We start from the raw sequence: 11,358 nt of genomic DNA, 5'->3' as shown, positions 1-11,358 counted from the left end.
CCTTTGAGCGTCGAGACCGTATGCGCCTCCTGGAACTCGGACATGTTGATCGAGATCAGGTTCTGCTCCCCGCCATAGAGCGTTTCGGCGAGCGCCAATGCGGTTTCGGTCTTGCCGACGCCCGAGGGGCCGCAGAGCAGGAAGACGCCCACCGGCTTTTCCGGCGCGCCAAGCCCGGCGCGGCTGGTCTGCACGCGTTTGGCGATCATCTCCATGGCGTGACCTTGGCCGACGACCCGCTCCGAAAGGGTGGTGGCGAGCTTGAGCGCCTTTTCGGTCTGGCTAGACAGCATCCGTCCGGTCGGGATGCCGGTCCAGTCCTGGACCACGGCGGCCACTGCGTTGCGGTCTACCGATGGCAGGATCAACGGTGTTTCGCCTTGTGCCTCGGCCAGCTCGGCCATCAGCTCGCGCAACCGGGCGAGATCGGCGGCAGGATCAGATGGGTCGGCAGCGTCCGGTGTCTCCGCATCGGTATTCGCGGCCTTGGCTTTAGCTGTTTTGGTATTCGTGGTTTCCGCCTTCGCCGTTTCAGCCTTGGGCGGCTCAGTCTTGGGCACCTTGGTCCGTTCTGCGTCCGCCGCTGCCGTTTCGGTATCGGCCTCAGCGGCAGCCGCCGCATCGAGCGGGACTCCTTCGCCGCGCAGCTTGGCGCGTAATTCGAGGATCTCGGCGACAAGTGCCTTTTCACGATCCCAGCGCTGCTGCGCTACGGCCAGGGTGACCTTGGTTTCGGCAAGCCCGGTCTCGACGCGCGCCTGCCGGTCGGCGACCTCGATGCCGATCGCGGCCTCGCGACCGATGATGCCGCGCTCGACCTCCAGCGCCTGGCGGCGGCGCATGATGTCCTCGACCTCGGCCGGCGTGGCGTGCTGCGATATGGCGACACGGGCGCAGGCGGTGTCGAGAAGGCTCACGGCCTTATCAGGCAGTTGACGTGCCGGGATATAGCGATGCGACAGGCCGACCGCCGCTTCGATCGCCTCATCGAGTATCTGCACCTTGTGGTGCTGCTCCAGGACCCCAGCCACACCGCGTAACATCAGAACGGCCACCGCCTCCGACGGCTCTTCGATCTTGACCACTTGGAAACGGCGGGTCAGCGCCGGGTCCTTCTCGATGTGCTGCTTGTATTCGGCCCAGGTCGTTGCCGCGATGGTGCGAAGTTCGCCGCGCGCCAGCGCGGGCTTCAGGAGATTGGCCGCGTCGCCGGTTCCAGCAGCGCCGCCGGCGCCGATCAAGGTGTGGGCCTCATCGATGAAGAGGATGACTGGGGTCTCGGACGACTGCACCTCATCAATGACAGCTTTCAGTCGTTTTTCGAACTCACCCTTTACGCTTGCTCCCGCCTGCATCAATCCGACATCAAGCATGCGTACACTGACGCCTTGCAGTGTGGGCGGCACATCGTCCTGGGCGATGCGCAAGGCAAAACCTTCAACGACCGCGGTCTTGCCGACTCCAGCCTCGCCGGTCAGGATCGGATTGTTTTGCCGCCGTCGCATCAGGATATCGACGATCTGCCTGATCTCCGGATCGCGGCCGACAACAGGGTCGATCTTGCCGTCGCGGGCGCGCTGGGTCAGGTCGGTGGCATATTTCGCCAGCGCCGAATCTCCGCCCGAAGCCCGCTGCGGTGCCTCTGCAGCGGGAGACCTGCTGGCGGCGGCACCGCCTTCCAGGGAGCCTTCGACAACGTCAGCGAAACGCGCGATGACAGCATCCGCATTGATCTTGTCAAACTCACCGCTGATCTTCGACACCAGGCCTTCCAGCACCGGCGTCTTCAGGCAGGCAAGCAAGATGTGGGCGCTGCGGACCTCCTCCACGCCGAATTCCAGTGTCGCCAGACTCCAAGCGTCGTGAATGGCTTGAAAGATATGCTCGGACATTTCCTCCACAGAAGTGGCACCGTAAGGCAGCTTGTCGACGGCGCTGGTCATGTCCGCCGTTAGCCGGCTGACATCGATCCCGGCCTCGGCAATGATCATTTGCACATCTGAACGGTCGGAGAGCACCAGTTGCTCGATGAAGTGGACGAGTTCGACGTAAGGATTGCCGCGCAGTTTGGCGGTGTCTGCTGCAGCCTTGAAGGCGCGCAGGCCAACAGGATTGAGCTTGCCGACCAGTTCCTTGCGTTTGAAGGTCTGCGATGACCGGCGCTGTTCCATCGAACGTGCTCCTGCAATCTGCCAGTCCATAACCTGCCACATAAGCCGTCACTTGACAAAGCGCGTGATGGACGAGGCTCGATACGCGGCTCAGCCGCTACCTTGCGTTTGTGGAAAGTCCCGCACCACCAGCCGCAAATAACCACGGGATTGCCGGCCTCCATGCATTGCATTTCACAATCGGGGCTCGGCAATCACGCTCAAGAGGCGGCGGCATTTAAGCTTCTGTTAATTTTTAAGCAGTCGTCGAATTGTGGTAAAGCACAACGGTGTGATAACGTTGGGTCACGTACGGTTTGAGGGCCGGTCGCTGGGGGTTGGTGTGATTGATGTCGCACTCTGGCTTACTCCGCTCGACGGTGAAAATCCGTCAGGGGAGGATTTGCGCAACGACCCGGCTTTTCATGAGCTGGAGCGTCGGACCGAGCCCGAGGTCAAGGTCGTCCACGACGGCAACAACAAGCCCACTTCGCAAAGCACCATTCCAGTCGACTGGTCCGCGGTGCTGGCAAAGGCGACGGAATTGCGCGCGCATGGCCGGGACCTGCGCCTGCTCGTCATTGTCACGCGCGCGCTGGCCAATGAAGACGGACTGGCCGGGCTGGCGCAAGGCCTGACCCTTATTGCGCAGACCTTTGATCAGCATTGGGAAACCATGCATCCGGCCCTGCGGCCCAACGCTTCACCGCGCGAGGCCGCCTTGCGCCGGATCAACGCACTGCTCGATCTCCAGAATGGCCAGGACGGGCTGTTGGCGAACCTGCGGCAGATGATTTTCTTTACGCCACGCTCGATCGGGCCGATCAGCGGACGCGACCTGGAACAAGCCGCGCTCGACGACCGTGTCATGCTCCAGGAAGCCGCCTCGGGATTGAACACGGCGGAGAAGGCCACACTGGTCAGCGCGCATGGGCAACTCTTGAACAGGGTGCGTGCCGGATGTGCGGCACAGATGGATCAAGCCAACGCAGAGATGGTTTCACTCGTCGCTGACGCCCGGGCAGCGATCGCGGCTCTTGATGCGGTCGAAACCGCCCTCAACGCTCGCCTCGACGGCGGCGGCGCTCCTGTTCCGGACTTAAAACGGTTTCTGCAGCGCTTGCTGACCACCCTCGAACGGAATTCGGCAGCCGGCGCCGTGTTGAATGGCACGGCCAAGCCGGTCACGCCGGCGGAACCGGCAGCGACTGCTCGCAACGGTCATGGAGCCGACACTATGGCAATTGTGGCAAGCTACGCGGACGCGAGCACGGGGCTTCCCGACCGCATCTCCTCGCGCGACGACGTGGTGAAATGCCTCGACCTCGTCGTCGCCTTCTATGACCGCACCGAACCGTCGAGCCCTATACCGCATCTGGCGCGGCGTGTGCGCCGGATGGTGCATATGGATTTCGTTGAACTGATGGAAGATCTCGCCCCGTCGGGGCTGAAGGAATTCCGGCTCCTTGCCGGCGTTCCCGATGTCAAGAAGACGGCTCAGAAGGATGAAAGGTAACAGCACATGCCAGCCGAAAGCAAAGCGAAGGTCATCGAACGAAATCGCGCGCCGCGGGTGCAGATCGCCTACGATGTGGAAACCTACGGTAGCCCGACAACGATCGAACTGCCGTTCGTCATGGGCGTGATGGCCGACCTTTCTGGTGCTTCGCAGACCAAGGAAGCATCGAAGTCGGTGCTGGACCGCTCCTTTGTCGAGACCGATGCGAACCGCTTCCCCAAGTTCATGGAGGCGCTTGGGCCCCGCGTCAAAGCCCGGGTGAAGAACACGCTGCCGCAGGCCGAAGGTCAGGAGCGCGACGAGGAACTGGCGCTCGATCTTACATTTTCCAAAATGGGCGATTTCGCTCCGGACAAGATCGCCGAGCAGGTGCCACAACTGGCCGAGATCCTCAAGATGCGTCGTCAGCTCGAGGAGTTGCTCGGCTTCATGGATGGCCGCGTAGACGCCGAGAAACGCATTGCGCAGCTTCTGAACAACGAGCCGCTGCTTGGCAAGATCGCCAGCCAGGCACTCGCCGACGACGACAAGACAGGGGAGTAGATCATGGCCGAACAGCAAAAGACTGCCGCAATCGCCGCTGAGGCCGAAGCCATCGACCTCGGAGAATTCAGCGGGCTCCTCGAGAAGGATTTCAAGGTCAAGAAGGACGACAGCGAGAAGCTGCAACAACTCGTGCGCAATCTCGCGCTCGCTGCGCAATCGCGTTCGGATACCACGACCATCTCGTCCAATGCGATCAAGTCGATCAAGTCGCTGATAGCCGGCATCGACAAGATGCTGACGACACAGGTCAACGAGATCCTGCACGCACCGGAAGTGCGCGAAATGGAAGGCACATGGCGGGGCCTCTGGTATCTCGTCAACAACACCGAGACGGATCAGAAGCTGAAGATCCGGGTGATGAACATCTCCAAGGAGCAGCTGGCCGACACGCTCGAAGACTATGAAGGTCAGATGTGGGACCAGAGCCCGATCTTCAAGAAGGTCTATACGGACGAGTATTCGATGCTGGGCGGCGAGCCGATCGGCTGTGTGATCGGCGCCTATGAATTCTCCAACCACCCGCGCGACGTCGGTCTGCTGCGCAACATCTCCGGCATCTGCGCCTCGGCGCACACGCCGTTTATCGCAGCCGCCTCGCCGCGCCTGTTCCGCATGGACAGCTGGCAGGAATTGCCGAACCCGCAAGACTTGCAGCAAATCGTCTCCAACCCGGCCTATGCCTCGTGGCAGTCGCTGCGCGAGAGCGAGGACGCCCGCTATATCGGCTTGACCATGCCCCGCGTTTTGGCCAGGTTGCCCTATGGCACGGATACCGTTCCGGTGAAGGGCTTCACCTTCGAGGAAGAGGTGGAGGGCGATCACAACAAATATGTCTGGATGAACGCCGCCTTCCCGATGGGCGTCAACATCAACCGCAGCCACAAGCTTTTCGGCTGGGGCACGCAGATCCGCGGCGTCGAGAATGGCGGCACTGTGCTCAATTTGCCGGTCCACAGCTTCCCCACCGATGATGGCTCGATCGCTATGAAATGTCCGACCGAAGTCGCCATCGACGATCGGCGCGAGGCCGAACTGGCCAAGCTCGGCCTGATGCCGATCCTGCATCGAAAGAATACCGATCTGGCCGCCTTCATCGGCGCCCATTCGCTGCAGGACGACGAGACGCGCGCCGGCCGGCTGGTCGACCCCGATGCACAGTCGAACGAAAGGCTGAGCGCTAACCTGCCCTATCTCTTCCCGGTCTCGCGTTTCGCGCACTACCTCAAGGCGATTGCGCGCGACAAGGTCGGCTCGTTCAAGGAGCGCTCCGACATGCAGATCTGGCTGACCGAGTGGATCAACCGCTACGTGCTGGCCAACCCGGCCTTTGCCGACGACAAGGCGCGCGCCAAGCGCCCGCTTGCGGCGGCCGAAGTCCAGGTCGACAGCGTGGAAGGACGGCCGGGCTACTACAACGCCCGCTTCTACCTGCGCCCGCACTACCAGTTGGAAGGCATCAACGCCTCGCTGCGGCTGGTATCGGAACTGCCATCCGTGAAGACCTGATTTGCAGCAACGGACTTTGTTTTGTTTGAAAGCGGTGGAGAAAGACAATGCCAGTCAAGATTGATGGTTTTCTGAAGGTTCCCGATATCAAAGGCCCCAGCACCCGCGACGGCCACGATGACGAGATCGAAATCCATGGCGTCGACTACAAGATGGTCGCACCTTATGATCCGAATTCGCTGTCACGCCGTGGCCGCGTCTCGATGGGCATGATCAAGTTCATCAAGCACTACGACAAATCCTCGCCCTACCTGAAAAAGGCTTTGTTCGAGAACAAGGCGCTGGATGAAGTGGTGTTCTCCGCACGGCGGACCATCGACGGCGAGACCAAGGACTACCTGGTCGTCACCCTCACAGACGCCTCGATCATGGAATACGACATGTCGCAGGCCGAGGACGAGGCCGATCTGATCCAGGAAGAGGTCAGCTTCGCCTACAAGAAGATCAAGTTCGTCTATGACGGCAATGATGAAGCCGAAATGGATGTCTATGTCGGCAAGTGAGGTTCGGCGGCCCGGCGCGGGCAAGCAGCAGATCGCCGGCGGCTTGCGGGCAAAAAGCGAGGCTGTGCAGCCTTCGCTATGGGATCGCCTCGTCAACGACCTGCCGGGCCTGACCTCGGAAATAGATGGGCTGCGCCATGTCCTGCTGGACGAGCTTGGCGCGGACCGTCTCGATACACTCGTTGCCGGCAGTGCGCGGACCATCGACGCCGATGCGGAGCTGACGCCCGACCAGAAACGGCGGCTGCGCCGCCTGGCCCTTCAGGCCCAGCACCGCGTCGAAATCGAAAGCCGTGGTGTGGTGGTATCGGCCCGCGTGCTCCGGGAAGCAGTGCGGCGCGACATTGAGGCGCTGTTCAACACGGAGCGCTTCGAGGCCACGCCGCTGCTTTCCGACCTGGAAAACGAGCAGATGGCGGACAATCCGCCGTCGCTCACCGATTTTCCGGAGGTGCGTCGAAGCGTGGTCAATTACGGCGTGCCTTCCTTCTCGGGCCGGTCGTCCCGCGACTTCGACCGCGACGTGCTGGCGCGCGAAATCCGCTCGGTGCTCGCCACCTTCGAGCCCCGGCTCAAGGAAAGCGCGACGAAGGTTAGCGTCACCCTTGGCGACAAGACCGTGGGCCTGAAGATCGAGATAGACGCCGTGCTGATCATGACGCCCACACCGGAACGCATGCGCCTGCGCACCACGATCAATCTCGACAACGGCTTGGCGCGGACCGAAATTAGGGATGCCTGAGATGGACCGGGTCTTCGTCGAATATTACGAGGAGGAACTGACCCATATCCGCGGCCTTGCGGCGGAATTCGCCGACATGCATCCGGCGGTGGCGCGCAACCTCTCCCTCGATACGGTGCCCTGCCCGGATCCTTATGTCGAACGGCTGCTGGACGGTGTCGCCTTCCTCGCCGCGCGTACCCGACTAAAGGTCGATGCCGAGCGCTCGCGATTTTCGCGCAGCGTACTCGATGTCCTCTATCCTGATCTCGTCACACCGGCGCCGGCAACGGCGATGGCGGTGCTGAAACCCGGACAGCAGGTGCAGATCATGCCGGCCGGCCACGTCGTCAAGCGCAACACGCGGCTGGTCTCCAGCCTGCAACCCGGCCTGTCGACGCGCTGCACCTTCTCGACCGCACAGGACATGACCTTATGGCCGATAGCGATCACTTCGGTCAGTTATTTTCAGGATCGCAGCGCGCTGGCGGCGGCCGGCATCGGACCGATCGGCGGCATCGCCGGCGAGGCGGCGCTGCGCCTCGCGCTGACGCGGACCGGAAAAGGCAAACTCGACGAATTGGCGCTCGACCAACTCGACCTCTATTTTGCTGGACGCACCAAGGCGCCGCTTCTGTTCGACGCTATTTTCGGCGCTTGCGTGGCCATTGGCGCACGACCGGAAGGCAAGACCAACCGGCTGTCGCCCTTGCCGGCACCCGAAATGGTCGGCATCAGCGACGACGAGGCCTTGATGCCGCGCACCCGCCCGACATTCGAAGGCTACCGCCTGCTACGCGAATACTTCATCATGCCGGAGCGCTTTCACTATGCGCGGGTCATGGGACTGCAACAGGTGGTGCGCAAATGTGAGGCCGGACTGGAGATCATCTTCCTGTTCCGCCGCCCGGTTCCCGAACTCGCCGACCTGACGCCGGCTGATTTCGAGCTTTTCGCGACGCCGATCATCAATCTGTTCGAGCGTGAGTGCAACGTCGTCGAGCTCGATCAACGCAAGACGCGGCAGGTGTTGCACGCCGACCGCACGCGGGCGCGCGACTTCGAGATCTATCGGGTCCTGCGCGTCGAGGATGCCGACAGTGAAGGCAGCGACGCCGAGATACCGGAGCTGTTCAGCCTCGGGCAGAACCGCGGCAGCGGCTGGGTATATTCGACGGAGCGGCGCCCACGCCGGGCAACGGAGGATGAACGGCGTGACGGCCTGACCCGCACCTCATATACCGGGGACGACGTTTTCCTGGCCGTATCGCGGCCGCTTGGAAGCCCCGCGAACCGGCCGTTGAAGCGTCTCGACATCATGGCGCTTTGCACCAACCGCGACCTGCCGCTCCTCGACGACAATCCGACCTTGACGCTGGAGGCCGGTGATCCGGTCGAATCCGTCCGGCTGCTCGGCGCGTTGCGTCCACCGCAGCCGGCCATCCCCGCGGCACTGCCCGCCGGAGCCGATGGTGAATCCCGAGCCGACGATCTCGCCTGGCGACTGGTGGCGCAGCTGGCGCTCAATTTCTTGAGCCTTGCCAAGGACGGCCGCGGCGTCGATCCGCTGCATGCGCTGCTCGATCTTTATGCCGACCGGGGCGATCCAAGCCTTGCCCGCAACGTGCATTCGATCGTGCGCATCGACTCGCGGTCGGTCATCGAGCGACTGCAGATCGACGGGCCGATGTGCTTCGGACGTGGCACTGAAGTGACGCTGCATGTCGATCAGTCGGTGCTGGCCGGGCAAAGCACCTTGCTGCTGTCGGCCTTGCTGGCGCGGCTGTTTGCCCGTCATGCCGGAATAAACGGCTTCGTGCGAACCCGCACGCGGCTGCTGCAGAAGCAGGAGGATGTGCCATGGCCGATGACGCCCGGCAATCGCTACCTGATCTAGACAAGACGCCTGATCTAGACAAGGCCGGCCCGGACCGGGCCGAAGGTCTGTCTGAAGCATTCGACTTTTTCGAATTGCTGCGCCGTCTCGAACAGCGGAGCGGCCTGTTCGGCCATTCCGGACGCCCCGACCGCGAGCCGGCAAGGCTCGGCCAGCATGTGCGGCTGGCCTTTTCCGCGCGTGACCTGGTGCAATTTCGCGAGGCCAGCGACAAGGCACCGGCCCGGGTCACGATTGCAAATCTCGGTCTGTTGGGACCTGAGGGGCCAATGCCGCTGCATCTGACGCGCTGGGTGCTCGACCGCCTGTCGCAGCGTTGGTTCTCCGGCGCCGATGCACAGCAGACCAGCGACACGACCTTCGTTGACTTCGTTAACATCCTTCAGCACCGCATGATTGCGCTCTACTACCGCGCCTGGGCGGATGCCCATCCGGCGGTTCAGGTCGAGCGCGCGGTCGGCGGCCGCGTTCGCGCCATGCTTGAAGCGATGGCGGGGATCGGGCTTCCCGGTACCCAGAACCCTGATCTCGACACCGTCAAGCTTCGGCAAGCCGCTTCGCTCGCCAGTCAGATCGATGGTCCGGAACGGCTGACGTTGTTCCTGGCGGAAGCCTTCAAGGTGCCGGTTCAAATCAAGGAATTCATCGCCGCCTGGATAACGATTCCGATCGGGCTGCAGACGCGCCTCGCGAAAGCCTATGCGGGTCTTGGCCGGGGAGCGACGATCGGCCCGCGCGTTTTCAACCGCCAAAGCAGGATCGAGCTGCGCGTCGGCCCACTCGGTTTTGAAGAGTTCAAGGCGTTGCTGCCGGGAGGCTCGCGCCTCAAACTGTTCAAGCAGGCGGTTCGCGACATGGTCGGGGAGACGCTCGACGTCGACCTGCGCATCGTGCTGGCGCGCGAAGCCGTGCCGCCGCCGCGTATCGGTGCGGTCCAGCTCGGCCGGACCGCCTGGCTTGCGCGGCCCGCCGAAAGGGGCGATGCTGACGATCTGCGGCTGCGGACGATTGTCGGATGGCGGCCGGAAATGGCGGGGGTCGCGGCATGAGCCTGCTGCTGACGCTGGAGCAAGGGCCACGCACCCAGGCGGTACGACAGACCCGGCTGGACGAAGGCGAGCTGGTGATCGGCCGCAGCGCCGACGCAGGCTGGCAGATCAACGATCCCGACATGTTCGTTTCGCGCGCCCATTGCAGGATCACGGGCGGGCGAGACGGCTATTTCGTCACCGACACGTCGAGCAGTGGGCTGTTCATAAACGACTCCGACAGCCCGCTCGGTGCCGGCCAGTCGACGCGCCTTCAAAGCGGCATGCGGTTGAGGCTTGGCGACTATGTCGTCCATGTCGACCTGCAGACGCCAACCGCCCAAGCACCGGCAGTAGCCAGCCAGCCGGTTCCCGAACGCCTGCCGCAGGCATCGCGGGGGCCGATAAGCATCGGCGGTGACGACTTCTTTTCCGCCAGGGTCGAGGAAGAGCCGGGACGGCCACGACCGGCCGATCTGCCCAACCCGTTCGAGCAGCCGGCTGCTGGCGCGTTCGAGCGTGCTGCTTCCAGTCTGCGCAGCTCGCCTGCTTTCGATGACCCGTTCAGCCTCGATCCGGTTTCGACGCCTGGGTCGACGGGCGTTGATCCTCATCCCGAAACTGGCACTGCGCCAAGCTTCGCGGATCCGTTCAGCATCGACCCGGTGCCTTCTCTTAACCGCCCAACTGAACCCGCCGCCGGAAAACCGTCCGAATTCAATGATGACTTTGGTTTCGGACCAGCGGCCGCTCCAAGTTCGGCTAACGGCGTCGGCTCGAACGGACAGCGTGAGCGCATCGCCTCGCGGCCACAATCCACCAATCCCTGGGATCTGCCTGTGCAGGCAGCAGACGCCCCAGCCCTGACGGGCGCTGCCGCAAAACCTGCCCGCCTGCCGGCAGCGGCGCAACTGGGGGACATGGCGCTTCGCTCCGCATTCCTGCGCGGCATGGGTGTCGAGGAAGCCGATTTCTCCGGGCGCGACAGTGTCGCGGAAATGGAGAAGTTCGGCCGCGAATACCGGCTGATGATGGAAGGCCTGATGCAGCTTCTGCGCAAGCGGGCCGAGGAAAAGGGCAACGCCCGCGTCGCCCAGACCATGGTCGGGGCATCCGAAGTCAATCCGCTCAAGTTCCTGCCTACGGTCGACGACGCCATCGTCACGCTTATCGCCGAGCGCAGCCCCGGATTTCTCGCCGGCGAAGCGGCAATCGCCGACGCGGTTCGCGATCTCGCGCAACACCACGTGCGCGCCTGGCGCGGCGTGCAGGCCGCTTTGCGACGTATGGTCGACCGGTTTGAGCCGGCGGCGATCGAGCAGGAGCTGAAGTCAAATTCGGCGCTCGGCAACCTGCTTGCGGGCGGGCGCAGCGCCAAGCTGTGGGAGCTTTACCAGAGACGCCATCGTGAAATCGCCGAGAGCGCCGAGAAAAGCTTCCTTGGCGAAGTCGGCGCTGATTTTCGGGATGCATATGAGGAGGAGTGAG

The 11,358-nt window shown here is 63.0% G+C and carries 9 protein-coding genes; 8 read left to right on the top strand and 1 reads right to left on the bottom strand.

The annotated features are described in order from the left end of the window. On the bottom strand, positions 1–2,171 hold a 2,171-nt coding region (gene tssH / locus EOA19_RS25735; protein ID WP_128305207.1), incomplete at its 3' end, for a type VI secretion system ATPase TssH. 322 nt (positions 2,172–2,493) lie between these two features. On the opposite strand from tssH, the gene tssA reads away from it, so the two are divergent. The 8 genes from tssA to tagH are packed head-to-tail and all read left to right on the top strand — an operon-like array spanning position 2,494 to position 11,357. After that, positions 2,494–3,666 carry a type VI secretion system protein TssA gene (tssA, locus tag EOA19_RS25730; RefSeq protein ID WP_128305217.1) on the top strand — a complete coding sequence of 391 codons (1,173 nt, stop codon included), beginning with the start codon at positions 2,494–2,496 and terminating at the stop codon, positions 3,664–3,666. A 6-nt stretch (positions 3,667–3,672) separates the two neighbouring features. Next, positions 3,673–4,212 (top strand): type VI secretion system contractile sheath small subunit, encoded by a 540-nt coding sequence (tssB, locus tag EOA19_RS25725; protein WP_027025877.1) that lies wholly within the window; start codon positions 3,673–3,675, stop codon positions 4,210–4,212. Between the two features lie 3 nt (positions 4,213–4,215). Next, positions 4,216–5,721 carry a type VI secretion system contractile sheath large subunit gene (tssC, locus tag EOA19_RS25720; protein WP_128305206.1) on the top strand — a complete coding sequence of 502 codons (1,506 nt, stop codon included), beginning with the start codon at positions 4,216–4,218 and terminating at the stop codon, positions 5,719–5,721. A gap of 47 nt (positions 5,722–5,768) precedes the next feature. Then, positions 5,769–6,224, top strand: coding sequence for an Hcp family type VI secretion system effector (locus EOA19_RS25715; protein ID WP_023767750.1), 456 nt, complete (start codon positions 5,769–5,771; stop codon positions 6,222–6,224). Further along, positions 6,211–6,966 (top strand): type VI secretion system baseplate subunit TssE, encoded by a 756-nt coding sequence (gene tssE / locus EOA19_RS25710; RefSeq protein WP_128305216.1) that lies wholly within the window; start codon positions 6,211–6,213, stop codon positions 6,964–6,966. The genes EOA19_RS25715 and tssE overlap by 14 nt, the downstream gene beginning before the upstream one ends. A 1-nt stretch (position 6,967) precedes the next feature. Then, positions 6,968–8,842 (top strand): type VI secretion system baseplate subunit TssF, encoded by a 1,875-nt coding sequence (gene tssF, locus EOA19_RS25705; protein ID WP_128305205.1) that lies wholly within the window; start codon positions 6,968–6,970, stop codon positions 8,840–8,842. Further along, positions 8,806–9,891: a type VI secretion system baseplate subunit TssG gene (tssG, locus tag EOA19_RS25700; protein ID WP_128305204.1), complete on the top strand. Its 1,086-nt coding sequence runs from the start codon at positions 8,806–8,808 to the stop codon at positions 9,889–9,891. The genes tssF and tssG overlap by 37 nt, the downstream gene beginning before the upstream one ends. Next, positions 9,888–11,357: a type VI secretion system-associated FHA domain protein TagH gene (gene tagH / locus EOA19_RS25695; protein ID WP_128305203.1), complete on the top strand. Its 1,470-nt coding sequence runs from the start codon at positions 9,888–9,890 to the stop codon at positions 11,355–11,357. The genes tssG and tagH overlap by 4 nt, the downstream gene beginning before the upstream one ends. Position 11,358 lies beyond the last annotated feature (1 nt).

Source organism: Mesorhizobium sp. M7A.F.Ca.US.010.02.1.1 (genome assembly GCF_004023085.1).
Lineage (GTDB): Bacteria > Pseudomonadota > Alphaproteobacteria > Rhizobiales > Rhizobiaceae > Mesorhizobium.
This window is presented reverse-complemented; position numbering and strand designations above follow the sequence as displayed.

Excerpts from the sequence above, each read along its gene's own strand:
- tssB (WP_027025877.1), top strand. The coding sequence starts at position 3,673 with ATGCCAGCCGAAAGCAAAGCGAAGGTCATCGAACGAAATCGCGCGCCG.
- tssC (WP_128305206.1), top strand. The coding sequence starts at position 4,216 with ATGGCCGAACAGCAAAAGACTGCCGCAATCGCCGCTGAGGCCGAAGCC.
- EOA19_RS25715 (WP_023767750.1), top strand. The coding sequence starts at position 5,769 with ATGCCAGTCAAGATTGATGGTTTTCTGAAGGTTCCCGATATCAAAGGC.
- tssE (WP_128305216.1), top strand. The coding sequence starts at position 6,211 with ATGTCGGCAAGTGAGGTTCGGCGGCCCGGCGCGGGCAAGCAGCAGATC.
- tssF (WP_128305205.1), top strand. The coding sequence starts at position 6,968 with ATGGACCGGGTCTTCGTCGAATATTACGAGGAGGAACTGACCCATATC.
- tssG (WP_128305204.1), top strand. The coding sequence starts at position 8,806 with ATGGCCGATGACGCCCGGCAATCGCTACCTGATCTAGACAAGACGCCT.
- tagH (WP_128305203.1), top strand. The coding sequence starts at position 9,888 with ATGAGCCTGCTGCTGACGCTGGAGCAAGGGCCACGCACCCAGGCGGTA.